Origin of the sequence: Roseovarius marisflavi, from assembly GCF_900142625.1 — a bacterium.
GTDB lineage: Bacteria > Pseudomonadota > Alphaproteobacteria > Rhodobacterales > Rhodobacteraceae > Roseovarius > Roseovarius marisflavi.
The window spans coordinates 1-24,497 of sequence record NZ_FRBN01000025.1 but is presented as its reverse complement, the minus strand read 5'-3'; the positions used below and the strand labels follow the sequence as shown (position 1 = coordinate 24,497).

The window sequence follows — 24,497 nt, the reverse complement described above, 5'->3', positions numbered from 1 at the left end:
ACTATGATCAAACTGACATTTCTGGCATTGGCCACTGCGGGCACGCTGTCCTTCTGCGATAATGCAGAACAGCGTGCGGACAAACATTTTCAATCCGGGCTTGAGTTGCTGGAAAAGGGAGATGTGGATCGTGCCCTGGTCGAATTCCGCAATGTCTTCCAGCTGAATGGCCAGCATCGCGAAGCACGGCTGCAATATGCAGATGCCGTGCGCGCAAGGGGAAATATCGGCGAGGCCTATGGGCAGTACCTGCGGCTGGTGGAACAATATCCCGACAGCCTGGCCGGACAGCGGGCCCTTGCTGAATTGGCGCTGCGGGAAAACAACTGGGAAGAGGCGCGCCGTCATGGACGCGCTGCGGCGGAGCTGGACCCCGATGACCGTTTGGTGCAGGCGGTCAACGCCACGGTGAGCTATCGCGATGCAGTTGTGGCCAAGGATGCCACGGCGGAGCGCGCGGCGGTTACGAAAGCGCAGGCGCTTGTTGCCGAGGATCCCGACCTGATGATCGCCCGGCAGGTCATCATCACCGATCTGATGCGGGCCCAGAACTGGACTGCGGCCCTCTCTGCCATTGATGCCGCCCTTGCCGAGTCGCCTGACGATCAGGAGCTTTATACAATTCGTCTCGGCGTTCTCAATCAGCTGGGCGAAACACGCGAAATCCGGGCGCAGCTCGAAGAGATGATCACCCGGTTTCCCGAAGATCCGAGCATACCGGCGACCTTGGTGCGCTGGTATATCTCCCAGGGGGATGTCGATGCGGCCGAGGCATTCCTCAAAACCCGCGCGGATCAGGAGCCGCGCGATCCCGATGACATCATCACCTATATCCGCTTCCTGTCCGAGGTGCGCAGCCTTGAAACCGCCAAGGTCGAGCTGGACCGGATCATTGCAAGTGATCCACCTGAACGGGAACGGTTGATCGCGCTGCGGGCCGGGTTTCGCTTTGATCTGGGCGAGCGTGACGCGGCCATCGCCGAGATGGAAGAGCTGATTGACGCGATGGAGCCATCCGATGAGCGGCGCAGCATCATGGTCATGCTTGCACGGATGCTTGAAGTGACCGACAATCAGGTCGGAGCCAGGGCCTTGGTCGAGCAAGTTCTGGAAGAGGACAAAAACCAGGTCGACGCGATGAAACTGCGGGCCGGCTGGCTGATCGAGAGCGATCGTGTCGACGAGGCCATCGTCACCTTGCGCGCGGCACTGGGGCAGGCCCCGAACGATGCCGGTGCAATGAGCCTCATGGCGCATGCCCATGAACGTGCGGGCAATCGTGATCTGATGGCGGATATGCTGAGCCGTGCTGTTGATGCCTCCAGAAACGCGCCGGAAGAGTCGCTGCGCTATGCGAGTCACCTGATTTCGCAGGGCGATCTGCGAACAGCAGAAACCGTGTTGATCAATGCCCTGCGCCTGTCCCCAAACCATATCGCCATGCTGAGAGGACTTGGCGATATCTACGTACGTGACCGGGATTGGCCGCGTCTGACGCAGGTCATCGAGACCCTGAGGCGCGAGGATGGTGCCAATGCACAGCGGGTCGCCAATGACCTGACGGCGCGCCAGCTGGCGGCGCAAGACCGTGAAGATGAGTTGATGGGCTTTCTTGACACGCTTGCAGGCGAAGGCGCGTCCGGTATGGGGGCGGCAGCGTTGATCGTGCGGACCCACTTGGCTCAGGGCAATTTGGATGCGGCATTGCAATATGCGCGTGAGATACTGGACGCAAACCCCGGAGACCCCGAGGCGCGTTTCCTTGTGGCCTCGGTGCAGGTGGCAGGCGGCGACATTGAAGCGGCCGAGACGACCTTTCGTGACCTGGCAACAGAGAACCCGCAGGATCAGCGCTTCTGGCTCGCTCTTTATAATATCCATGCCCTACAGGAAGACGTGGCGACGGCCCGGCAGGCCCTTCTGGACGGGCTTGAGGCCAATCCTGACAACCTGAGACTCAACTGGGCTCTGGCTGGCGTTCTTGAGCGCGAAGGTGATATTCAGGGCGCGATTGACATTTATGAGCGGCTCTATGCCGCTGACAGCAACAATCTGATCATTGCCAACAATCTGGCAAGCCTGCTGGCGACGGGGAGTGAGGATGCCGACAGCCTCACGCGCGCGCATGAGATCGCACGGCGTCTGCGCGACCGTGACGTTCCGGCCTTTCAGGATACCTATGGCTGGATCGCCTTCCGCCGCGGAGATCTGGATACCGCGCTTGCTGCGCTGGAACCGGCGGCGGCCAGTCTGCCTGCCGACCCGACAGTGCAGTACCATCTGGCGCGCACCTATGTCGCACTCAAGCGCGATGCCGATGCCCTGGCGCAGTTCCGCAAGGTGGTTGAGGCCGCAGAAAACGGTCCGGAACTAGCATTCATGGACGAAGTCAAAGGCGAAATTGACCGATTGTCTGCGTCTGTCGAATAAGACAGATATGGGAAGCTGACGAGAAAATACCTTCAAAGCGCTGCAAATCTGCCGCAGCGTCGAGTTTTCTTGACTTTACGTATTTTTCTGAGCCGCTAAATAGCTTAAATTCCACACAAAATGAAAATGGGACAGAGGCACAGGATGATCAGATTTTTAACAGCGATCCTTTTCCTGATTGGATCTGCCAGCGTTTCCATGGCGCAGGACTTCTACCGCATCAAGCCGGGAGATACTCTGCAGGTCGAGGTTCTCGAAGATCCGGGCCTCAATCGCAGTGTTCTTGTTTTACCCGATGGGTCTATCAGCTTCCCGCTGGCGGGCACGGTCAAGGTTGGCGGGCGTAGTGTCGATACCGTGGCCAGCACCCTGTCAAAGGAAATGGCCTCGAACTTTGCCGTCTCGCCGACCGTTCTGGTGTCGGTTGCAGCTCTGGCGCCGAAATCTTCGTCGCGCGCCGCCGCTCAGCCAAATCTGATGAATGTCTATATTCTGGGTGAGGTTAATAACCCCGGTCGCAAAGAGATCCTGCCCGATACCACGCTGATCCAGTTTCTGGCTGAGGCGGGGGGGCTGTCCCGCTTTGCCGCCGAGAAACGCATCCAACTGCGCCGCGTCGACCCTGCGGGTGGAGATGAAACCGTCTATCGCTTCAACTATCGCACGATGGGGGGAAGCGACAGCATCAGTGGCACGACGGTACTGGCCCCGGGGGACGTGATCGTTGTGCCCGAGCGCCGTCTGTTCGAATAAGGACGGGTTGTGATACGCGCGCATGCCCTGATTGGCTCCGGGTGCCTGACTGTGCTCTGCTTGGGTGCGGGGCTGACGCTTGCGCAGCAGGCCAGCAGCCCGGAGGAGGGTGGCCCTGTGCTAACCTTCGGGCTTAGTTCCACATTCAGCGCGACGGATAATTACAACCTGAGCCCCAGTGGCGGGGACAGTGCCGAGCTGTTCGACAACAGGCTGTCTTTCGGATACCGCAACCGGCGCGCCAATGATGTGCTAAGCCTTGATCTGAGCGGGCTGCTGCGCGCCAATGAGCCGCCGGGCGGCAGCCGCACCCTCGATGATCGGAGCGCGCGGCTCGGCTATGACCGGGAGGGGGTGAACAGCGCCCTCAGCTTCGGGGCCGACTATAGCCTCGCGTCGGTCAACTCACTTGATCCGTTCGATCAGAACCGCTTTTTCGATGATGATCTGCTTGACGAAAACGATCTCGCCGAAGACCAGGGTGACCGCGAGCAGATATCGACCCGCTTCAGTTTCGAGACCGGACTCAACGATCCGGTGGGCTTCATTGTCGAGGGGCGCTACCGTGAGCAGACGTATAGCAGCACCACCGATCCGGATCTGTTCGATACCGAAACAATCAGTCTTACCGGCACAACGCGGTTCACCCTCAGCCCGGCAACCGAGGCGCGGGTCGTGTTGCGTTATAGGGATTATACTGCTGATGACGTGCCGCAGACCGATCGGCAAACTACCAGCTTCAACCTAGGACTTACGCAGGCGCTGTCAAAGATCGACACGCTTGATGTTTCGCTCGGCCTTCAGCAGATCGAGACCCATGAGACCATTCTGGGCGCGCGCAATTCGGACACCGAGACCGGAATCATCGGCAATATTGCCCTGGACCGGGAATTGACGCGGGGCACGGTCGGCACGACATTCGACCTTAGCGACAGCGTGAATGGCACGACCGCCACCTGGCTGGCCAGCCGCACAATGCCCTTGCCGCGCGGCGCGCTGGCAATCAGCCTTGGGGCGACCAGCGATGTCTCTGACACGATCCGTCCGGTGGGAAGCATTGAATTCAGCCACGAGATGCCGCGCAGCACCCTGACGGCGACGCTCGACCGGCGGGTCGCCACCAGCTCGCGGTCGAACGAATTACGCACCACAAGTGCCTCTCTTGGCTATACTTATGAGATCAACTCTCTGTCCGATCTGGGATTTTCGGCGAATTTGGCCGAAGTGGCCCAGGCAGGTGGCCCGGCCGTGAACGACACCACCCGCGCCGATCTGCGCGCCACCTACTCCCGCGATCTGACCCGGGATTGGCGGCTCTCTTCGGGCTATGAATACCGCATACGGGACGAAACCGGAGTGGGCAGTGCCACATCGAACCGGGTCTTTCTGACGCTGGAACGCAAGGTCGTTATCCGCCCCTGATCTTCAGGTATTGTCGCTAAACAGAAAACAGATAGTTCAAAGGCGTGCCGACACGCCGTTTACGCGGCTTTTGAATCGCTTTTTGCCCGATCTTTCGCTAGAACATCCAAGGGATGGATTGCAGCCGACAAGAGTGTTTCAGGCATAATAAGCAGTGCCTAAGCGGTTACAGGAGAACGTGAAAATGTCCGTTACAGACTATTCCGCCTCAGGGGGTCTTGCCCGCCCGCTCAATCCGGTCGGCCTGTTCTGGTTTGCGCTTTTGTTGGTGGGCTCGGTGCCGATCTTCTGGATCGGCTTTGTGTCACTGGCACAGGCCTGGTCCACCGCCGAGTACAGTCACGGGCCGCTTATTCCGCTCGTCTCGCTCTATCTTTTCCTGCGGGAAATGCGGCGCATGCCGCCGCCTAAACCGGTCGTGCATGACCGCGCCTCGGGACTTGTCGTCATCACGCTCGCGCTTCTGGTGGCGATCGCGGGCAATCTGACGCGTATCCCGGATATCGTCTCTTATGCCTTCATCATCTGGGTCGGCGGGGTGGTGCTGACGATCTTTGGATGGGAGCGGGGCAAGCTGCATCAGCTGGGGGTGGTACATCTGATCTTCATGCTGCCCCTGCCGCATTTTGTCTATCTCAAGCTGACCATCGTGCTCCAGACCATTTCCTCGGAGATCGGCGTCTGGTTCGTGGCGCTGATGGGGGTGCCGGTCTTTCTCGAAGGCAATGTGATTGACCTTGGTGTCTATAAGCTGCAGGTCGCCGAGGCCTGTTCGGGGCTGCGCTATCTTTTTCCGATCCTCAGCTTTTCCTACCTTTTCGCCATCCTCTATCACGGGCCGGTCTGGCACAAGGCGGTGCTGCTCCTGGCGGCGGTGCCACTGACGGTGCTGATGAATTCATTCCGCATCGGAATGATCGGCGTGCTGGTCAACAGCTACGGGATCGGGCAGGCCGAAGGCTTTCTGCATTTCTTCGAGGGCTGGATCATCTTCGGCGCCTGTATCGCGATCCTCTTTATCATGGCTGTGGCGCTACAGCGGCTGACGCCGAACCCCAAGCCCCTATCGGAGGCGATTGATCTCGATACCACCGGTTTTGGGGCGATCCTGACCCGTATCACCAGCATCCGCGCCTCGCGCGCGCTGATGGCGGGGGGGATCCTGACACTTGCGGTCTCGGCGGGATGGGTCTTGCAACAGGGCAAGGAGCCCGTGGCGGTGGACCGCGATCCCTTTGCGCTCTATCCGCGGCAGATCGGAGAGTGGTCGGGGACCTTCTCGATGCTCGAACCCAATATCGAGCAGGTACTGGGGGCAACCGATTATCTTGCGGCCTCCTTCAACGCGCGGTCCGAGCCCGCGCCGGTGTCGCTCTTCATGGCCTTCTACGACAAGCAGACTGAAGGTAGCGGCATCCATTCGCCCGAGGTCTGCCTGCCGGCCGGCGGCTGGGAAATCTACAGCTTCGAGACGGTGCCCGTGGACATGAGCAGCACAGTCTACGGCACGTTTGAGGTAAACCGCGCGGTGATCCAGAAGGGGCTGTCGCAGCAGCTTGTCTATTACTGGTTCGAACAGCGCGGCAAGCGCATGACCAACGATTTCAAGGCCAAGATGAGCGTGGTCTATGACAGCCTCATGATCGACCGCACCGACGGCGCCATCGTGCGCTACATCACCCCGATCCTCAACGGTGAACCCGAAGGCGCCGCCGATGCGCGCCTGCAAGAGCTGATGCGAGAGAGCCTGCCCAAGCTGCCGCGCTTCGTGCCCGGGTGATCTGTCCGAATATTTTACTCTGCAGCACAGGGTTGATGTCGCGAAGCTGTGCTTGAGTTTCTTGCAGCGATGGCGCATCCAGTGGTGATGGAGAACCGACCTTCCCCACCACGACGCTTGCCTCTTATCCTATGGGTTGCCGCCCATGGGTCGCTGATTGCAATCGTCGTGATCTGCGTGGCTATCGAGGTGATCCTTCAGGGGGCCGATCACGGGTTCTGGGGTTCGCCGCGCTGGCGGGGGCTGGCCTATCAGAATGGTGGGTTCTGGCGGGGCCTTCTGGACAATTGGCAGCCAAACTATGCCGCCCAGCCCGTCACCATGTTCGCCAGCTACGGGTTTCTGCATGGCGGAGTGATGCATCTGCTGGTCAACATGATCACGCTGGTGTCACTTGGCCAACTGGTGATCGAACGCGTGGGTCAGCTGCGCTTTGCCTTGATTTATGCGCTCTCGCTTCTGGGCGGGGCTTTGGGCTTTGCGCTTTTGTCTGCGGCAGTGCAGCCCATGGTGGGGGCCTCGGGCGCGCTCTTTGGCCTGGCAGGGGTCGTTACGGGTTGGGAATACACCGCCCGCCGCCTGGCGCGTGAGGGTATCGGGCCGGTGCTGCGGGTGATCGGGCTTCTCACCCTGCTCAATGTCATCATGTACTGGGCGATGGACGGCAACCTCGCCTGGGAAACCCATCTGGGCGGCTTTCTGGCAGGATGGGCCGCAGGATGGTGGGTACGAGAGATTGATCAGTCTTAACGATCAGGCCTTCGTCACATTAGTCATCGGCAGGGCGCGCTTCTGCATTGCATTGCGCGTATCAACGATCGGAAGATCCATCGCAGCAAGAGCCGTATAATCGATATCATCATGATCGGTTGCAATCAGAATGGCATCGAAATTGGCAGGATCGATATTGTCGAACGCTATGGATTTATACCCAAGAAGCTCCGGATATTCGCGCATGCGCGGGATTTCCGGAACATGGGGATCATGGAACGCAACCTGCGCTCCAGCCGTGCGCAACAATGACAGAAGCCGTACTGACGGACTTTCGCGCATGTCCGGGATGTTCTTCTTGTAAGCGATCCCGATGATCAGGATGCGTGACCGTGAAAGCCCGAGCCCGAGGCGACGGTCAAGAACCTCACGCAGCTTCGAGACCACATAGTCGGGCATATTGGAGTTGATCTCGCCCGCCAGTTCGATGAAGCGCGTAGACAGGTGGTACTCTCGGGCCTTCCAGGTCAGATAGAACGGGTCGATCGGAATGCAGTGCCCGCCAAGTCCGGGGCCGGGATAGAAAGGCATAAAGCCGAAGGGCTTGGTCGCGGCCCCGTCGATCACCTCCCAGACATCAATGTCCATGGCATCAAAGATGACCTTCAGCTCATTGACGAGGGCGATGTTCACAGCCCGGAAGATATTCTCTGTGATCTTGATGGCTTCGGCCGTGCGGGTCTTGGATACGGGAACGACGTCCTGAACGACCTTTCGGTAGAAGGCTTCCATAAGCTGGCTTGCTTCGGGCCCATCTCCGGCAACGATCTTCGGGATCGTGTTGGTATTGTAAACGGCATTTCCGGGGTCTTCTCGCTCTGGAGAGAAGCCGATGAAAATATCATGTCCGGGTTTCAATCCTGATCGGGCCAGTATCGGGGTCAGAACTTCATCGGTCGTGCCCGGGTAGGTCGTGGATTCCAAGGCCACGAGCGTGCCTTGCGTTATGTGGCGCGCAATCTCTTCGGTTGTCGAGATGACATAAGAGAGGTCCGGTTCGCGGTGTGCCGTGAGGGGTGTGGGGACACATATGACGAAGACATCCATGTCTGCCAGCTGAGTGAAATCAGTCGTCCAGGCAACCCGGCCTTCGTCTCGCAGATCGACCAGTTCTTGATCGGAAATGGCACCGATATAGCTGTTTCCGGCATAAAGCTTTTCAATCTTCGCTGGATCAACATCAAAGCCGGTGACGTGTAGCCCGCTGCGCGCTGTCGTTACCGCCAGAGGCAGCCCAACATATCCAAGACCAAGGATCGCGATTTTGGCGGTTAAGGTCTCGATCTTAGAGAGCAACTCAACAAAGGAATTTTCTGACACGGTAAATTCATCTCCAAAATTTTGCACGACCTACTTTCCTTGCTGCTACCCTTAATCAGCGCTTTGTGGAAGAGATCAGGAAGTGGTGTAGGGCATCCGTAAAGTCTTTATCGGCAACGGGTGACAAGAGCTGCGGCGTGCCGCTGGCGATATTTTCGATAGCTTGGTCCATCACGGTGGAAAATCGGGTTTCATCCTCGGCCACAAACAGCATTGGCCGTTTCGTCAGGTTTTTAACAGTTGTATATTGGTGGTCATTGCGGGTTTCTCGCAGATGACCGCGCCGCGGCATGATGACGATCGGTTTTCCATGGGTAAAGGCCGTCAGGATTGATCCCATTCCGGCATGCGACACAATCAGATCCGCCTGGCTGATCCGCGCCTCATATTCCGCAGGCGGCAGGTGCGTTACCGTTTCGAAGTTTTTCGGCCGGTAGGCACCGGAGGCTGGTGAAACAATCTGTGCAAATATCTCATGTTTCAGCGCGGTCTGATCGGCCCAGACATCTACTGCCCTGACAAGCCGATCAAACGGCTCATGTGTGCCTATTGTCAGAAATATCACAGGACTGATCCCAGATATTTTGGTCCTTCCGGCTTGGCAAGGTGCTCCCATTGTGTGAGCCACAGATCGGCATGTTTGCCGATGCGCTGTCCGGACATGGAAAGTTCTTCAGCATTGGCCATGCTGTCGATCCAGACAGTTTTGGCCCCAAACAGGCGTCCGACTCTCAAAGCAAAATATCCCGGTGAGGCACCGGTTGACAGCACGACATCGGGACGCTTTCGCACCATGATAAAAACAATACCTAGAAGCTGTTTGATCAGGCGCCATTTTTGCCAACGGTTTGCCTCAACCACAGTGTGAAAACCCGGGAGCGGCTCGCCGTCGTCCTCTGCGTATTGGTATACTGTTTGGCAGAAGTCCGGGTCCGTTGTGACATAAGTCACGCGAAGCCCCTTCCATGCGGGACGCAATCTCATCAGCTGCACCCAGTGCCCGCCTGCCGAAGCAACAGCCATAACATGTTTTTCTCTGTTCATGGCACGCCCCTTACTCATTCAGTTTAGGCTTTTTCAAAAAGCGCACTAGGCGCCTACCGGCGGGAGACACTTGATATATTTAACTAAGCATAAAGGGAAAGTACGATAGCCCAAAATACTATGCAATTCATTGATTACCTTGCCTTGCCTGTACAGAAGACAGTCGGTGGCGCCAGTGCTTGTGGTAACCAGAAAGCGACTACAACATTGATACGTTAGGACTTTCTGTTTAGTCGCTCCATCAGATCACCAAGGGCCGCCTCATAAAACCCCAGTTTTTCCAGCCCGGTTTTGAGAGCGGTTTTCTGTGTCTGTGCTAGTGCGTCCCGGCGGTCATAGGCATCGAAAATTCGCGTCAGTATATCCTCGGCGCTCTGGGTGGTGCAATCAACCGTCTCGTCATATCCCAAAGAGCCGAACAGGCCTGCAAACTTGCGGCTATAAGCCATAGGCACAACCGGCACCCCGGATGAGAAAGCCGCTATACAGGCATGCATGCGCGCGCCCATGAAAAAATCCATACCCGCAATATAACTCTTGGCCTCTGACGGTGAGGTAAAGGCTGGGGCGACCGTGACAGAGGGGAATTTCTCGCTCAGCTTGACGCTTGCGGCGTAATCATCCTCGAGTGCACCGCGTTTCCACGAGATCACATGCGGCACGAGATGGATCTCACAATTGTCGGGATGATCGGCAAAGCGCTGTAGGATGTCGCGCATCAGTTGCGGGTAATCCATCGTCAACCCGAACATGTTGTCGCGGGTATAGCCGCCGTCCATCAAGAGGCCCGAGACATTGATCCCGATCCTGACCGGCCCGCTCTCGACCCGTTTTGGCGGCAAATCGTAAGGTAGACGCAGCGCCACGTCCGAGGCTTCGATGATATCCCCTTTGAGCCCTATCTCGCGCAGGCAGGCGGTGGACAAGTTGTCCCGTGTCGTGGTGATAGCACTGAGTCGGATGGTCTGGCGCGCGAGGAAGGTCGAGAGGCGATGCCTGAACGGCCCGAATGTCTGCGGAGCCAGAACCAGAGGCTTGCGGGCCAAATGCGTCAGATATTTCATCAGGAACATCTGGGTCAGGCGACGAGGGCCGTAGATATCTGCAAAGCTATCCCCGCCGCCGATGTCGATGACCATGTCACATTCCCGAATAGCCTTGAAGAAATCCAGCGGCTTGCGCAATGGCCGGGTCGGCCGGATTTCGACATCCTCGCCAGTTACGTAAGCTGGGCGCTCTGCGATGCTGTCGATGACCTTGATCGTGACAGGGATATTGCGCGCCTCGGCAATTCGACAAATGATCGCCACCTCGGATACACTCAGAGCCCCGACCCCCATGTTGTCATTGCTGGCGGAATGGAAAATAAGGCCAATCTTGAGCATTAATATATCCTGAAAAGACCGAAGAAATACTATTCGTAAGCCGTTAGCATAAACTTGTGATGCTGATAAGGCAGAGATGGAGATCTTTGCCGCACTTAACCCTTTTCAGAAAGACAGTGCCGGAGAGCCCGGCGCAGCATACCCAGAAAGTTCTTAAGATTACGCAAGGTCGGGTTCTGCCGGGCCGCACCCCAGAGATGCAGGCCACGATAACGCGGTATGGGCTGACCTGTGAGGCGCAGTGCCAGAAGCCGGGCAAGCAGGGCGCGCCGCCGCTCTCTCTGGCCTGGCTGGATCGCGGCCAGTTGCTCGACATCGAAAGTTGCGGTTTCGATGCGTCCAGCGGCGACGGCGTCCTTGAGAACCCGGCCACCCAGTTCCGTGCGGTTGACGATCAGGCTGATGCCCTCGGCTTCGTCAAAGACCGGATAACCGGCGGCATCGCTTTCCCAAGCATCGGCGCAAACAATATCGGCGGCCTTTCCCGTGCCATCTGCACAAATCTTGCAGCGGTGCTGGACATGTTTCGAGAGAATTCCACCCCAGCTGTCATGATAGGTCATCGAGCGTTCGCTGCCGTCTTTTAGTACTGCCGTTGCGCGCCCAGGCCATCCCTGACCGCGATAGCGAAAGCGCGCCACCATCTCTGGCTCTGCACCAATAGCCGCAAGAACCTCGCGCCCGCCAGTCTCAGAGGGCACGCCAGCACAGAAGAAGGAAAGCATGATGGGAAAGGCCGCCGCCACCTCTGGCTTATCATTGGCCAAGGCGCGCAGCGCGACGACATCACAGGGTTTGCCCACAAAGGCATAACGCTGCCCCGAGGCCAAAAGCTCCCCCAGTTGGGCCAGGGGCGCCGAGGGGGCATAGCGCGATCCGGCGCCCGCCAGAATTCCGGCGCGGTCGGTGCTGATCACGGTCAGGTTGGCAATGGGGGTGTCCGCAGAGGCGGCAATCTGCACCACGGCATCCACTTCGCCGCTTTCCAGAAGATGGAGCAGCAGGCCAGACAGGGCCCCGCCAGACGCCCCGGAAAAGCGCAGGTCGGGGTCTGTTGACCAACCGGTCCGCATCTCCAAATAAGGCCCCCAGAGGATATCGTCCGTGCGCCCCTGCGCTTCTATTGTCTGCCCGAGTGCGGGGCAGAAACTGGCCAGACGGTCATCCTCTACCTCAGTCAGCGGGGCGATCTGCTTGGGCCGCAGGAAACCCGGCGGGGACATTTCCATCGCGAGCTTGTCAGGGAACATCCCGGCACAGGCTCCACAGCCGGCGCAAAGATTGCCAGAAAGAACACGGTTGAGTGGTTTTCTCGACGCAGGCATTGATCGGGAACCTCGACTTTTGTCTGAGCGGGTCTGTTCCCGTTTAGACGGGCGTGATAAAAAAGCAACCCGTCCTGTATCGAACCGGAACTGTGTTGTTACCATGGTCAGGTTTTAGGTTTACCGTCTGACGCTTAGGGCTTACCGTCCTGCGATATTGAGCAGTGCATGGCGGAATGGATGGTAGATAACCTCGAAATAACCGGATTGTGCCTCCGGCTGCGCTTGGTGGTGCCGGAAGATGCAAGATTCATCCATGCACTGCGTACCGATCCTGCCTATAACAGCCACCTGTCGCCCGTCACCGGAACAGTGACGGATCAGCGCCGCTGGATTGAGAACTACAAGATCCGCGAGGCGGCGGGGGCGGAATTCTACTATGTGATCGAACGCCTGGATGGAACACCCTGCGGGGTGGTGCGACTTTACGACATCGCGGGCGACAGTTTTACCTGGGGCAGCTGGATCCTTGACCACAACAAGCCGCCCAAGGCGGCGCTGGAAAGCGCGGTGCTGTCTTTCGGGATTGGGTTTGAGGGTCTGGGCCTGCACCGGGCGCTGATTGATGTCCGCAAAGACAACACCCATGCTACCGCCTTTTACCGCCGCTTCGGCATGACAGAGACCGGCGCGGATACTGAGAACCTTTATTTTATGCTGAGCCGGGACGATTTCCGCAGGAATAGGGACAGTTTCATGAATATCTTGCAGGAGCAGCCGACATGACACAGGCTGCATCAGGCAAACTGCCGGGCAGCGCGCGGCTGATCCGCCTGCCGGTAATCTCGGACCCTAGGGGCGACCTGACCTTTGTGGAAGGGGGTAACCATGTGCCGTTTTCCATTGCTCGCGTCTATTATCTTTACAACGTCCCGGTCGACTCTGAGCGCGGTGGCCATGCCCACCGTGCCTTGCAACAGGTGGTCTTCGCGCTTTCGGGCAGTTTCAGGCTGCGCATCGACACCGGTTCCGAGACAACGGATTACTGGCTGCGCGACCCGCGTCAGGGAGTGCTGATCGACCGGCTGATCTGGCGGGAAATGGACAGTTTTAGCCAAGGGGCCGTTTGCATGGTCCTAGCATCGCATCCGTATGATGAGGGGGATTACATTCGCGACTACGACACTTTCAAAGCGGCTGTACGGGACAGTGTGTACCCATGATCCCCTTTCTCGATCTGCGTGCCGCCTATCTGGAATTGAAAACCGAAATCGACACCGCCGTGGCCCGGGTGCTTGACAGTGGCTGGTATATCCTTGGCCCCGAAGTTGACGCGTTCGAGGCGGAATGGGCCGTCTATTGCGGGGCGGATCACGCGGTGGGGCTTGCCAATGGGCTCGATGCGTTGATCCTAGCCTTGCGCGCGCTGGATGTAGGGCCGGGGGATGAGGTGATCGTGCCCTCGAACACCTATATTGCCACTTGGCTTGCAGTATCGGCGGTGGGGGCAATGCCCGTACCAGTGGAGCCCGATCCGACCACCCATAATATCGACCCCGCCCGCATTGCGGACGCGGTCACACCGCGTACCCGCGTCCTGCTGCCAGTGCATCTTTATGGCCAGCCCGCCGATATGGACCCTATCCTAGAGATCGCCCGCGCCCATGGCCTGGCCGTGGTCGAGGATGCCGCACAGGCCCATGGCGCGCGCTACAAGGGCCAAACCATCGGTGCGCATGGCGATATCGTCTGCTGGAGCTTCTATCCCGGCAAGAACCTCGGTGCGCTTGGCGATGGCGGCGCGGTAACCACCAACCGCGCCGACCTGGCCGACAGGGTGCGGGTGCTGCGCAACTACGGCAGCCGAGAGAAATACGTTAACGAGGTACAAGGCGTGAATTCGCGGCTTGATCCGCTGCAGGCGGCGGTACTGCGCGTTAAGCTTGCCCATCTTGACGCCTGGACCGATCGTCGCCGGGCCGTGGCCGCAGCCTATCACGCGGGCCTGGTCGACAGCGGCCTGATCTTGCCGCATGTGCCCGATTGGGCCGATCCGGCCTGGCATCTGTATGTCGTGCGCAACCCGGCGCGCGACGCCTTGCAGGCGCGGTTGACTGATGCCGGGGTGGGCACGCTGATCCATTATCCGATCCCGCCACATATGCAGGCCGCCTATGCGGGAATGGGGCTGGCGCCCGACGATTTGCCACTGGCGCGACAGCTCGCGGGCGAGGTTCTGAGCCTGCCGATGGGGCCGCAGATGGCGAAGGAAATCGACAAGGTAATCCAACACTTCAATAAAATTTCTGGTGCAAGGTGAGTATTGTTATTTATGGATCTAATTCAGTTTTCAGACGATTATTAAGGCGTCTGAGAAGACATCGCTTAAACCGCTTTGATAACAGCACGTTTCTGAAATATGTTGCAGGTAAGAGCTATGCATTTCAAGAAAACTCGGAGCACATTGAGACGCTTGCGCTTCGAGATTCACATGCCGACTATGGGCTCTTCACCCCAGAGTTCCCGGGGTCTTTCAATCTTGGGCTAACCAGTGGCGACCTTTATACTGCCTTTCAACTTTATAGCACCCATCACAAAAAGTTGCGAAACTTAAGGAGAGTGGTTCTTTTTTTTGGAGTGTTTTCACCTGGCTTTTCTCTGATCAATACAAGTGAGAGATATCGTACAGTCGCATATAAATATTACCTGAGCGTTCCTTACCAAGATAGAAGCTGCATTAATAAGCTTGCAGAGATGCGTATTGTCCAAAAGTGCAGAAAGATTTCTTCTGAAGAGTTTTCAGAAGGGCAGTTTGGATACAAAAAGAAGACTTTTTTTCTTGAGGACGTCGACGTCGAAAAGCGTGCGGCTGTTCATCTTAAAGAAAATCGCAGGCATCAAAACCAGCTTATTTGGCTCGAGCGTCTTCTGCAACTTATAAGCCTTAATAAGCACTCGTTGTACATTGTAATACCACCTGCGCGAAGTGATTACCGCGCATGCCTGCCTTCAAAGCATGAACTTTTCAAAGACCTTTATTCGATTAAACTGGAGAACACTAAGATTATCGATTGCTTTGAGGGAAATGTAGTCGGTGATGAAGGAATGGGAGACACGGATCATCCTAACGAAGAAGGTGCGATAAAGCTCACGAAATACTTGAGACAAATCATTGCCGAAATAGAAGGAAGTGCTTGATGTCCGCCCGTGGCCTTCTGAAATCCATGGCGATCATCGGCAGCGCGCAGGCGGTGCGGATCCTCATCACCATCGTCCGCGCGAAACTGGTGGCGATCCTGCTGGGCCCCACCGGGATCGGGCTCTTGAGCGTGTTCAACAACCTGCACGAGATGGCCTCTATGAGTGCGGGGCTGGGGCTTGGAACCAGTGGTGTTCGGGAAATCTCAAGCGCCAAGGGAGAGGAAGTGACACTGTCACGGGTGCGCCGGGTGCTGTTTGGCGCGCTCGTGCTTCAGGGGCTGGTTGCCATGGCCGCTATCTGGCTGGCGCGCGACACGCTGGCGCTCTGGCTGCTGGATAGCACCGATCATGCGACCGAGGTGGGACTGGTGGGCGTGGCAGTGTTCCTGTTTCTGGTGGCGGGGTCGCAGACGGCGCTCTTGCAGGGGATGCGGCGGATCGGCGATCTGGGCCGGGTAACCGTCTGGAGCACGCTTTTTGGCAGCGCCAGTGGACTGCTGGCCGTCTGGCTGTTGGGTCTGTCAGGGCTGATCTGGCTGATCCTGCTGCCGCCCCTGGCCAGCATACTGGTGGCCTGGCACTATACACGCCGCCTGCCTCCACCGACGAGCGTCAGAATGACGCCGCGCGAGATATGGCAGGCTTGGCGGCCGATGGTCGCGCTAGGGGTGGTATTCACGCTTGGCGGGCTGGCAACGACGGGCACGCTTTTGCTGGTGCGGACGCGGATCACGCAGGAACTTGGCCTTGAGGCCGCAGGGCAGTTCGCCGCAGCCTGGAGCGTGTCGATGATCTATGTGGGTTTTCTGTTGCAAGCGATGGGGACGGATTATTTCCCGCGCCTGACCGAGGTGATTCATGACCGTGACGCCGCCAACCAGCTGATGAACGATCAGATCCAGCTGGGGCTGGCGCTTGGCGGCCCGCTGCTTCTGGTGCTGATCGGCTGCGCGCCCTGGCTGATCCGCCTGCTGTATTCGGCCAAATTTGACGCGTCCGCGACGCTTCTGCAATGGCAGACGGTGGGCAATGTGTTCAAGCTAGCGTCATGGCCGCTTGGCTTTGCACTCGTGGCGGCGGCACGGTCGGGGATTTTTCTGGTCACGCAACTGCTGTTCAACGTCCTGTTCCTGCCGGCGATCTGGTTCGGCCTGCCCTTTCTGGGGCTCGAGGTGACCGGGATCGCCTTTCTGCTGGCCTATGTGATCCTTTTCGCGGTGATCGCAATCCTTGTTCGCCAGCTGCACGGGTTTCGCTGGGAAGGGCTGTCGTTGGGGCTGGTCGCAGGCCATGCCGGGCTGGCGCTGGCGCTTTTGGCGCTGGCGCGCGCGGCACCGCTTGCAGGGGCAGGGGCCTCGGCAGCTCTGGGACTGATCACCGCCTTTGTCGGTGGACATATAGTAATCACCAAAATCGGGTCTCATGGACGCCTTGTTTCAAGGGTAGCACGAATATATGAAATGATTGGTTGGCCGATAAGGGATATCAAATGACCGAAACGACCGAGCGACCGCTGGTGACCTTTGTGGTCATTGCCTATAATCAGGAACGGTTCATCCGCGAGGCGATTGAGGGTGCGTTCGCGCAAACCTATCAGCCACTGGAGATTATCCTGTCAGATGACGGATCGCCCGATCGCACCTATGAGATCATGCAGGAAATGGCCACCGCCTATGACGGGCCGCACAAGATTGTGCTGAATCGCAACGAGCCGAACTTGGGGTTGGTGCCACATATCGATCGGGTTATGGAGCTGGTCTCGGGCGAATTCATCGTGGTGAATGCGGGCGATGACATCTCAGTTCCGGACAGAACCGAGAGGCTGGCGAGGGCATGGCTGGAAAGCCAGAAGACGTTAAGCCTTGTTCACAGTGCGGTTATGTCAACCACAGCCGAGCGAAAGCCAATCGGACTGCGCAGGCCACCAGAGCGGATAATAAAGACCCCGACGCCAAGAACAATTATTGCTGAGAAATCGCATATTATCGGAGCATCAGCAGCGTGGAGCCGAGAAGTCTTCGATAAATATGGTCCACTTGGAAGCGGCCTTTCGACAGAGGATCGGATCATTCCTTTCAGGGCGTCCACACTCGGTGGCATTGGATATATTGATGAACCCCTCGTTCTTCACAATAATGAAGGGATTTCAGGCTCAACCGGAAACCTGAGCGCGACAGGATACCTTTATGGAATTTCACATAAACTGCGCAAATGGGATACTGAGATAGACCACTATATTTGCAGAGAAATTGAAAAGTTTGATTTGCCTGAAGGCGGGGATATCAAGGAAACATGCCATATCCGCGCAGAAATTGTTGGTTTCCAAGTGGCGCTGGCCGAAGCAAGGTATATCGAAAGAGTTGCGATGGTTTTCCGTGCCTTCCACATATCGTATGGGCAGAAGACATTGCGTCCTATCAAGGATTGGCTGCGTTACACCTTCGATAGGCTATATATTAGCTATAGTGATTGGCGCATAGCACAAGGCCAGAAACAGAAATCTGCAGTATCGCAGGCGGCCCGGGATGCTTGAATCTACTGCTACCGGCCGCCGGATATCCGTCTCTGTCGTCATCCCCACCTACAACCGTGCTCATTGCGTAGGCGAGGCGATCGACAGCGTGCTGGCGCAAGATCCACCTGCGGATGAAGTGATCGTGGTTGACGACGGGTCAACAGACGACACGCTAGAGGTGCTCGCAGGATATGGTGACCGTATTTTTGTGATTCAACAATCCAATGCCGGTGCAGGTGCGGCACGCAACGCAGGTATTAGGCACGCGTGTGGAGAATGGGTCGCTTTTTTAGACTCTGACGATCTGTGGTACCCGGGACGACTGGCTATACTGCATCGCGACCTCAATAGTGTTTCCCAAGCCGTGATCGGGCACACAGGCGACATGGACCTCGTCTCGACAGACTATGAAGTGAGCGTATTTACACTACGAAAGTGGCACTTCCCCAAGGGAAAAGGGCAACTGGTTCAAGATTGCTTGCGTTACGCAATATCTGGCATTCATCCACCGGTGACAGCTTTGAACAAAGCCGCGCTCCAAAAAGTGGGTGGTTTTCAATCTAGTGTAAGAATCTATGAGGACGCTCCACTATTTTGCCATTTGGCCCTCGCAGGGCCTTGGATAGTTACAGGAGACACTCTCGGAGTCGCGCGGCGGCTGGATGAGGATATTGCGCCTCTCACGGATATTGAGCAAACGAACCCAGTAGAGGCCGCCGAAGCACGGGTCGCGTATATTCAAAGCGTTCTGGGCGAGGGTCTCAACAAGAGCCAGACAAAATTTGTCGCACGCTCGTTAAGTGGCGCATACTTCACGCTGGCTGCAGCTCAAAAAAAACAGTGTGCGCCAGGTGAAAAGACAAGCTTGCGAAAATCTATTTCGTATCATCCATCAAAAATACGAGGAAGCGCGAAAGCCCTGATTGCATTATTGTTTAGGTCTTATGGCTACGGTATCATTCTTAAGAAAAGAAAGAAGCTCGCTCGATAGGCAATCACTCATAGCCAAGCTTTTTGGCAATTACCATGGGATCATACCGCGGTCTCTGTCCGACCTTCTCTCTCCTACGTCTGATAGTCAGTTTGAGTGCAAGCCAACGTGCTTTCAGACCGGAATAGGTAATCTTGGTCACTGGGGTTACGATTGGTAAGTTCGCCCGCCATTTTCTCGATAGATAGTCATGCGCGTGCAAAAACGGCCCCTGAAGAGTCTTAACCCGTTGGCTGTTGTGGACAACCGGGGCGTGTATGACATAGGTTCCGAAACCTGCGGCGCGGGCCTCTTGGATAATATCGGTCCCGTAGAGGTGGAAGCCGGGCAGTTTTTCATCAAAGCAGAGCCCCTTGCTTCGATCAAGGATGATCAGAAGCTCGTCAATTGACTGAACTGCAATCGGTAGTTCGAATGAATTCCCCAACTCCTTACCTATGCCGCTCGACCAGACTCGTCCGACATGTTCCCCATTTTCAATAGATACACCGAACAGTCCGGCTACGGCCCAGTTGCTGTCCATGCGGTCGAGAGATGCGATCTCTTCAGCCAAGCGTTCTACCCATCCGTCAGGCAGATAGACATCTTGATGCGCAAACACGCAGTAGCGCGCGGTTGTCCTTTCTAGTCCTGCATTATAAGCAATTGTCGCGGATTTTTGGTCCATGAGGACGGTCAGACGCTCGGGGTCTGACCGTAGAGCCGGGGAGGTACAGAGGTTCTCCGACAGAATCGCCTCATCATTGACAGCGGCAATGCAGCACCAGTCCATTATGCGTCACCTTTTTCTAAGACTGCAGTCTGATGCGACCCGGCTGTTCTCGTGGAACTGAGCCCTCCTGCGGGAAATCGCGTGTAGCCCAAAACCACCGGTTCAGAATTTCGTACCTGCACTCCATCCTCCTCACCCTGCCAATCGAGGATCCACACACCACTCGCCAAGAGGAACATGAAGAAAGCGTAAGTGATGTCCCAATAATGAACAGTCCATCCAGCCATAAACATCCCGAACATCGTCACCAGGTAGCCGGTACGGTACCAGTTCACACGTTCGCTCAGGTTGCTTCGGAAGGCGACAGAAAGGAATATCGAGAAGAAAAGAACCAACGAGAGAATCCAAACCGGAATACCATGGCGGATCGCGCCGACGATCCAGAACATGTCGATGCTGTCTGTCATGTAGGGTGAGCGCTCCCAATCGTTCAAGCCAAGCCCGAAAATTGGGTTGTCGAATATATTTTTCGTTCCCCATTGGAATATCCATATTCGGCTATATGCAGTTTGCGCATTGAAGGCGAGATAGGTAGCCAACACGTGAAACGGTGTGCGATTTGAGATCATGTCGACGATAATGAACCCAAGCGCCGAGAGTCCGGTGAGAATATACCAGCGCTGTCTTACAGAGTTCATTACTCCGTCCCAAATGATAATGTTGATCTGCGCTATCAAAGCAACCAGCGGTCCGGAGGAAAGACAGCCCGCTCCAAGAAAACTGATAAAAATCATTCGCGTAACCCGCCCAATCCAACGTCGACCATAGCCGAGCACATAGTAGACAGCTCCTGAAAGCGAGAGAAAGAACACGCCAAAATGGATTGGGTGAGGAAACGGCCCTTGAACCCGATCTAAGCCCCAACGGGGATCCATGTTACTCGGAAAATAGGTGGGACCAATTTTTCCAAAAACAGTGAGAATAAGGTTCTTATCCGTCATGGCCTCGTAGATCGCAAAAGGAAGGACAAGTATCCCCAGCCAGAACAATAACCGTATAACCGAATAAAACGCCTCGGGCGTGCGGATATAGCAACGCCCGACGAGATAGGCTCCTAATGTCTCGACCCAAAAGATACCGATCGTCTCAATCATAGGCGCAAAGCCATGCACAACGGAATAGGAGACAGTCGACCACAGACAGATACCCAGAACACAAATATCCGGAAGCCGGATGGACCCGGCGCGCCCACTCAGCCAAAAGAAGAGGGCTGGAAAGAAGATTACAAGCAGAACCAGACGGTAGACTGAAAGACGAAGAGGTCCGACGTATATGAAAAGCGGAATGATCAGGCCAATAATGAAAAGCCAAACCCAGATAGAAAGGCGGGCTTGGCTGCCTGCAGTACCATGAGGTCTGTTTTGTTGCTTCGGCACCTCATGCCGTCCGGTACGTTCAGCTAACACACTATTGCCTTTTCATCTTCGCGGATACACTCTGGGTAACGAGGGCCTTAAGATACGGCAATCAGTCTCCTGCGTGCGTCCAATGGCTCAAGGAGATATCCAGTTGCATACTTTCGCGCAAATGAAAATGTTTACCAAAGTCAATGGCGACATGTTCCTTTTTTAAATACCCCAATATTTTCGCAAGATCCATCAGTCTGGAAGGATGTTTCGTACCCAACCAGAACCGAATGGAATACCGCAAAACTTGTCGCTCTTTGTAGAGTAATGCCAGTTATAGAAGCGCTGCTGCATCGTCTATGAAGACAGCCACGTCGTCGAGTTCAAACGCACTAACGCTACCTTCATAGTCTCGTTGCCAAGCGCTGCCGATAGTCCAGCCCCACTCATAGCCACCAGCACCGACGAAATCCAAATCAGCGCCCCGCTCGTCTAGCACCACGTTACCGTCAAGCACCACCTGCAAGCGGTCCGCCTCGGCATCAACCGCCACGTTAAGGGAGTGCAGCTCAGTATCGTCGATTGCGGCATTAGCGATTTCGAACCCCTTGTGGAAGTGCTCGCCTGGGCTGGCCACATGAATGCTCAAGAGGTCGTCCTTCACCGAAATCCCAAACTTCATATGGTTCCAGACCATACGTTCAGTACCACCGTTCAAATCCGAGCGCTGAAAGTCAAGTGAGAGGTTGAGCTGTTGTGAATCTTCAAGGGCCTCAATGCGACCCAAAGAGACGAAATCCCCTTTACCATCCAGTACGACCGCTGAATTTCCGTCAGGGTTTTGCACGACATGCGCGTCGTAAAGCAGCGCGATCCCGCTCTCGCTAAGGCCCACATCTGAGAACTTGGCTGTATATAGAGGCTCTTGCGGCTGCAGAGATGTGTCATCAACCGGCACCTCCGTATTCGCGTCCTCCGGCACTGTGGTCGGAGCGCTCGATTCCGTGGGGACCTCATCAACCGGTTCATCTGCACTGTTGACCGCGTCCGGGTCCTCTGTGGCTTCCGGGGTCGCCGTAGGCTCTTCCAGCGGTGAACCCGTGGTCGGAGAATTATCCTGCACTGGATCGTTCGCACCGGTATCTTCAGCCGAAACGGTGCTGAGTGGCTCCGAAACACTAATAATCACCGCCGGTTCCCCCGCGTACTCCGGAAAATCCTGATTACCCACTTCCAGATCAAAAGCCGTCAGCGTGCCATCAAAGTTATCCTCAGCGTCGCCCCAAGGATTGCCAAACTCTAGAGGTCGCGGATAATCTCCGCGCATCGCCCCCTCAACTTCAGTTGCTCCAGCAAGCTGGTCATCAACATAGATCATCAGGCTGTTCGTCGCACCATCGAAAGCGACCCGGATTTCATGGTCCATACCGTCGTTAACAGTGACACCGGTAGTGTTTACCTGCGCTGCTTGCGTGTCCGTCCATAAAGTGAGGTTCACCTCACCGCGGGGGGCAATAGAGAGAACAAAGCTGCCGTGAACACGGGCCACCTCACCGATGCTGCCCAGTGTATCGGCCCGCAACGTCATCGACATGTCAAACGAATTGGCACCAAAAAGCCTGGACAGGTGCTCTTTCCCAATTCCAAGCTGCGCACCGGCACCGCCGAGATCCACGCCTTGGCTGCTGTCAAGAGTTACCGATGTTCTATCACTACCCTCGATCTCTGTTGCTATGCCGTATCCTTCGGCCTTGAACAGACCGGTCAGCGGATCGTAGGAGAGGACATCCGCCCCCATAATGCCGATTTCACTCACGGCCTTGGCCGTTGTTCCGTCCGGCATGACCACTGTCAGAGTTGCCTCATAGCGGTCGGCATTGACATACTCATGGCTTACCACCTGACCTACAGCAGTGGTCCCATCGCCAAAGTCCCAGATGAACTGGGCGTCGGAGGCGGACATTTTACCTGTCGGCCCGTATGTGAAACCCGCGTCGAAAATGACTGTATTTTGGGCGTCACCATCACTTGAGGCATCAAATGCCGCTCGAATGGTATCCGGAGTAGTGTCAAGATGCAGACGACTTGCGCCAGCATCAAGTTGTGCAATTGTGCCATTCGGATCGACGATATAGCCGGTGATGTCTCCACTGAGCGATGAATTTATAAATTCACTTTCGTAATATCCCAGAGCATTGGGATCCGTGTTCTGAACAAGAACATTGTTCGATACAGCCCAGTTCGGCTGATCAACATAGCCAGTGATAGCGGCAGCTACGTTCCCCTCAACTGTCACGTTGGTGGACAGAGGCGCCAAATTTATCTTAGGGGTGTTGACGCTGGACGAAAGCGAGGTATCCGCATCAAGAACAGTGTTGTTGCGAATGATAAGGCCATTTGTCTCACCAACCGTGATACCGTGTGAACTGTTATTGAGGATGAGGTTTTCCTCAATGAGAATGTTTTGATAAAACATTTCTGCGCCAGCCACACCTTGGTCAACCATGCCATTGCGCATGAAAATACTTTGTGTGCCGTCTCCATCACCAACATCAAGAATGTTGCCCCGGATCACGATGTCAGTAGTTGGAGTGGTGTTGCCGTTGGTCCAGAACTGGATCATGTCACCATGATCCCCGGTCCCAGGCGCAGCATCGAAATCGTGGAAATGGTTCCCCTCAATTAGAGCGGAATGTATCTCATTAAAATCGAACCCATCTGATCTGATTCCATAGACCTCATTGTCCAGGATTGTGAGATTGTCAGAACTGAAAAAAACGGCAGCACGATGCCAGTTGTAGAACTCATTCCCTTCAAGAACGAAGTTGTCGACACCTGCAACCTGCAAGCCTTTACCAGTGCCCTTGCCATCGGCCTCCGTGCCAAACCCATAAGCAAGATCGCCATCGAAGATGGAATTCCGTATTGCAATGTTCTCACTATGAGTGATCTCGAATGGATAAGAGTACACCGGCGCGGCTTCGTAACTTGTATAGTCAAATTTAATATTCTCGAACGACAGATTGGCGGCACCGAAGAGATGTAGTCCGGACAGGGATGCCGGGTTTTCGCTGTCGGCAGAAATAATCTTCACCTCTGAACCATAAACAGCGTCTACGCCGCCAGTTTGCCCCGTACTCAGTTCTATCCGACCATAATCGCCCGGGCTCAAAACGATCGTTTCGCCCCCGGTAGCTTTATCAAGCGCTGCATAAAGCTCATCCTGCGTGGAGACATTAATGATCAGGTCAGACATAGCAACTCCGTGAGTTTTTCCCAGCACTACCGCTGCAACTTTGTGATACACGGGAATATTCGCAATAATCTGATCAGGCGCGTGACTACAATGAGGTAATTTCGGGGCGCTGGCAAAATGGCAGAAATTTGCCACCCCTCAGGGGACATCAGTAAGCGGTGCGCCGCTCCCACACTTACGGCATGACGCCTGATCTGCGATTCAGAGGCTTCTTTGATTTGTGGGGAGTTTCTCGATGGTAGCTAC

Annotated in this window: 20 protein-coding genes; 12 read left to right on the top strand and 8 right to left on the bottom strand. The window is 56.1% G+C overall.

Features of this window, described 5'->3' with window-relative positions; translation table 11 throughout:
* The first annotated feature begins 3 nt into the window (after positions 1 to 3).
* The 5 genes from BUB78_RS16715 (at position 4) to BUB78_RS16695 (ending at position 7,135) form a co-directional block, all read left to right on the top strand.
* The gene (locus tag BUB78_RS16715; protein ID WP_073200028.1) at positions 4 to 2,430 is read left to right on the top strand and encodes a tetratricopeptide repeat protein; all 2,427 of its coding nucleotides are present in this window, start codon (positions 4 to 6) and stop codon (positions 2,428 to 2,430) included.
* Between the two features lie 144 nt (positions 2,431 to 2,574).
* Positions 2,575 to 3,183: a polysaccharide biosynthesis/export family protein gene (locus BUB78_RS16710; protein ID WP_073200026.1), complete on the top strand. Its 609-nt coding sequence runs from the start codon at positions 2,575 to 2,577 to the stop codon at positions 3,181 to 3,183.
* A 9-nt stretch (positions 3,184 to 3,192) separates the two neighbouring features.
* Positions 3,193 to 4,605 carry a hypothetical protein gene (locus BUB78_RS16705; RefSeq protein WP_139279384.1) on the top strand — a complete coding sequence of 471 codons (1,413 nt, stop codon included), beginning with the start codon at positions 3,193 to 3,195 and terminating at the stop codon, positions 4,603 to 4,605.
* A gap of 184 nt (positions 4,606 to 4,789) precedes the next feature.
* Positions 4,790 to 6,385, top strand: coding sequence for a VPLPA-CTERM-specific exosortase XrtD (xrtD, locus tag BUB78_RS16700; protein ID WP_073200021.1), 1,596 nt, complete (start codon positions 4,790 to 4,792; stop codon positions 6,383 to 6,385).
* Positions 6,386 to 6,502: 117 nt separating this feature from the next.
* Positions 6,503 to 7,135 carry a rhomboid family intramembrane serine protease gene (locus BUB78_RS16695; protein WP_245813551.1) on the top strand — a complete coding sequence of 211 codons (633 nt, stop codon included), beginning with the start codon at positions 6,503 to 6,505 and terminating at the stop codon, positions 7,133 to 7,135.
* A 3-nt stretch (positions 7,136 to 7,138) separates the two neighbouring features.
* Here the strand turns inward: BUB78_RS16695 and BUB78_RS16690 are convergent, their stop codons facing one another.
* The 5 genes from BUB78_RS16690 to BUB78_RS16670 all read right to left on the bottom strand — a co-directional run bounded on the left by BUB78_RS16690 (position 7,139) and on the right by BUB78_RS16670 (position 12,155).
* Positions 7,139 to 8,503, bottom strand: a complete 1,365-nt coding sequence (locus BUB78_RS16690; RefSeq protein ID WP_245813549.1) for a nucleotide sugar dehydrogenase — start codon at positions 8,501 to 8,503, stop codon at positions 7,139 to 7,141.
* A 28-nt stretch (positions 8,504 to 8,531) separates the two neighbouring features.
* On the bottom strand, positions 8,532 to 9,041 hold the full coding sequence (locus BUB78_RS16685; RefSeq protein WP_073200019.1) for a glycosyltransferase: 510 nt from the start codon (positions 9,039 to 9,041) through the stop codon (positions 8,532 to 8,534).
* Positions 9,038 to 9,520: a glycosyltransferase family protein gene (locus tag BUB78_RS16680; protein WP_073200071.1), complete on the bottom strand. Its 483-nt coding sequence runs from the start codon at positions 9,518 to 9,520 to the stop codon at positions 9,038 to 9,040. Before BUB78_RS16680 ends, BUB78_RS16685 begins: the two co-directional genes overlap by 4 nt.
* A gap of 215 nt (positions 9,521 to 9,735) precedes the next feature.
* Positions 9,736 to 10,905: a polysaccharide pyruvyl transferase family protein gene (locus tag BUB78_RS16675; RefSeq protein WP_073200016.1), complete on the bottom strand. Its 1,170-nt coding sequence runs from the start codon at positions 10,903 to 10,905 to the stop codon at positions 9,736 to 9,738.
* Between the two features lie 95 nt (positions 10,906 to 11,000).
* A complete protein-coding gene (locus BUB78_RS16670; RefSeq protein WP_245813547.1) occupies positions 11,001 to 12,155 on the bottom strand; it encodes a Coenzyme F420 hydrogenase/dehydrogenase, beta subunit C-terminal domain in 1,155 nt (384 codons plus the stop codon).
* A gap of 243 nt (positions 12,156 to 12,398) precedes the next feature.
* On the opposite strand from BUB78_RS16670, the gene BUB78_RS16665 reads away from it, so the two are divergent.
* From BUB78_RS16665 to BUB78_RS16635, 7 genes are read left to right on the top strand one after another with little or no spacing between them, the layout of a single operon-like run.
* On the top strand, positions 12,399 to 12,956 hold the full coding sequence (locus tag BUB78_RS16665) for a GNAT family N-acetyltransferase (RefSeq protein ID WP_220084022.1): 558 nt from the start codon (positions 12,399 to 12,401) through the stop codon (positions 12,954 to 12,956).
* Positions 12,953 to 13,393 (top strand): sugar 3,4-ketoisomerase, encoded by a 441-nt coding sequence (locus BUB78_RS16660; protein ID WP_073200012.1) that lies wholly within the window; start codon positions 12,953 to 12,955, stop codon positions 13,391 to 13,393. Before BUB78_RS16665 ends, BUB78_RS16660 begins: the two co-directional genes overlap by 4 nt.
* Positions 13,390 to 14,490: a DegT/DnrJ/EryC1/StrS family aminotransferase gene (locus BUB78_RS16655; RefSeq protein ID WP_073200010.1), complete on the top strand. Its 1,101-nt coding sequence runs from the start codon at positions 13,390 to 13,392 to the stop codon at positions 14,488 to 14,490. Before BUB78_RS16660 ends, BUB78_RS16655 begins: the two co-directional genes overlap by 4 nt.
* Positions 14,487 to 15,368: a hypothetical protein gene (locus BUB78_RS20455; RefSeq protein ID WP_139279383.1), complete on the top strand. Its 882-nt coding sequence runs from the start codon at positions 14,487 to 14,489 to the stop codon at positions 15,366 to 15,368. Before BUB78_RS16655 ends, BUB78_RS20455 begins: the two co-directional genes overlap by 4 nt.
* On the top strand, positions 15,368 to 16,864 hold the full coding sequence (locus BUB78_RS16645; protein WP_170865091.1) for an O-antigen translocase: 1,497 nt from the start codon (positions 15,368 to 15,370) through the stop codon (positions 16,862 to 16,864). The genes BUB78_RS20455 and BUB78_RS16645 overlap by 1 nt, the downstream gene beginning before the upstream one ends.
* Positions 16,861 to 17,904 carry a glycosyltransferase gene (locus BUB78_RS16640; RefSeq protein WP_073200005.1) on the top strand — a complete coding sequence of 348 codons (1,044 nt, stop codon included), beginning with the start codon at positions 16,861 to 16,863 and terminating at the stop codon, positions 17,902 to 17,904. Before BUB78_RS16645 ends, BUB78_RS16640 begins: the two co-directional genes overlap by 4 nt.
* Positions 17,897 to 18,877 (top strand): glycosyltransferase family 2 protein, encoded by a 981-nt coding sequence (locus tag BUB78_RS16635; RefSeq protein ID WP_073200004.1) that lies wholly within the window; start codon positions 17,897 to 17,899, stop codon positions 18,875 to 18,877. The genes BUB78_RS16640 and BUB78_RS16635 overlap by 8 nt, the downstream gene beginning before the upstream one ends.
* Positions 18,878 to 18,881: 4 nt before the next feature.
* On the opposite strand, the gene BUB78_RS16630 is transcribed toward BUB78_RS16635, so the two are convergent.
* The 3 genes from BUB78_RS16630 to BUB78_RS16620 all read right to left on the bottom strand — a co-directional run bounded on the left by BUB78_RS16630 (position 18,882) and on the right by BUB78_RS16620 (position 24,251).
* On the bottom strand, positions 18,882 to 19,649 hold the full coding sequence (locus BUB78_RS16630) for a glycosyltransferase (protein ID WP_073200002.1): 768 nt from the start codon (positions 19,647 to 19,649) through the stop codon (positions 18,882 to 18,884).
* Positions 19,649 to 21,055 carry a hypothetical protein gene (locus BUB78_RS16625; protein WP_139279382.1) on the bottom strand — a complete coding sequence of 469 codons (1,407 nt, stop codon included), beginning with the start codon at positions 21,053 to 21,055 and terminating at the stop codon, positions 19,649 to 19,651. Before BUB78_RS16625 ends, BUB78_RS16630 begins: the two co-directional genes overlap by 1 nt.
* Positions 21,056 to 21,329: 274 nt before the next feature.
* Positions 21,330 to 24,251: a right-handed parallel beta-helix repeat-containing protein gene (locus BUB78_RS16620; protein ID WP_073199998.1), complete on the bottom strand. Its 2,922-nt coding sequence runs from the start codon at positions 24,249 to 24,251 to the stop codon at positions 21,330 to 21,332.
* Positions 24,252 to 24,497: the final 246 nt, after the last annotated feature.

Excerpts from the sequence above, each read along its gene's own strand:
- BUB78_RS16715 (WP_073200028.1), top strand. The coding sequence starts at position 4 with ATGATCAAACTGACATTTCTGGCATTGGCCACTGCGGGCACGCTGTCC.
- BUB78_RS16710 (WP_073200026.1), top strand. The coding sequence starts at position 2,575 with ATGATCAGATTTTTAACAGCGATCCTTTTCCTGATTGGATCTGCCAGC.
- xrtD (WP_073200021.1), top strand. The coding sequence starts at position 4,790 with ATGTCCGTTACAGACTATTCCGCCTCAGGGGGTCTTGCCCGCCCGCTC.
- BUB78_RS16680 (WP_073200071.1), bottom strand. The coding sequence starts at position 9,520 with ATGAACAGAGAAAAACATGTTATGGCTGTTGCTTCGGCAGGCGGGCAC.
- BUB78_RS16675 (WP_073200016.1), bottom strand. The coding sequence starts at position 10,905 with ATGCTCAAGATTGGCCTTATTTTCCATTCCGCCAGCAATGACAACATG.
- BUB78_RS16670 (WP_245813547.1), bottom strand. The coding sequence starts at position 12,155 with ATGTTCCCTGACAAGCTCGCGATGGAAATGTCCCCGCCGGGTTTCCTG.
- BUB78_RS16665 (WP_220084022.1), top strand. The coding sequence starts at position 12,399 with ATGGCGGAATGGATGGTAGATAACCTCGAAATAACCGGATTGTGCCTC.
- BUB78_RS16660 (WP_073200012.1), top strand. The coding sequence starts at position 12,953 with ATGACACAGGCTGCATCAGGCAAACTGCCGGGCAGCGCGCGGCTGATC.
- BUB78_RS16655 (WP_073200010.1), top strand. The coding sequence starts at position 13,390 with ATGATCCCCTTTCTCGATCTGCGTGCCGCCTATCTGGAATTGAAAACC.
- BUB78_RS16645 (WP_170865091.1), top strand. The coding sequence starts at position 15,368 with ATGTCCGCCCGTGGCCTTCTGAAATCCATGGCGATCATCGGCAGCGCG.
- BUB78_RS16640 (WP_073200005.1), top strand. The coding sequence starts at position 16,861 with ATGACCGAAACGACCGAGCGACCGCTGGTGACCTTTGTGGTCATTGCC.
- BUB78_RS16635 (WP_073200004.1), top strand. The coding sequence starts at position 17,897 with ATGCTTGAATCTACTGCTACCGGCCGCCGGATATCCGTCTCTGTCGTC.
- BUB78_RS16630 (WP_073200002.1), bottom strand. The coding sequence starts at position 19,649 with ATGGACTGGTGCTGCATTGCCGCTGTCAATGATGAGGCGATTCTGTCG.
- BUB78_RS16620 (WP_073199998.1), bottom strand. The coding sequence starts at position 24,251 with ATGTCTGACCTGATCATTAATGTCTCCACGCAGGATGAGCTTTATGCA.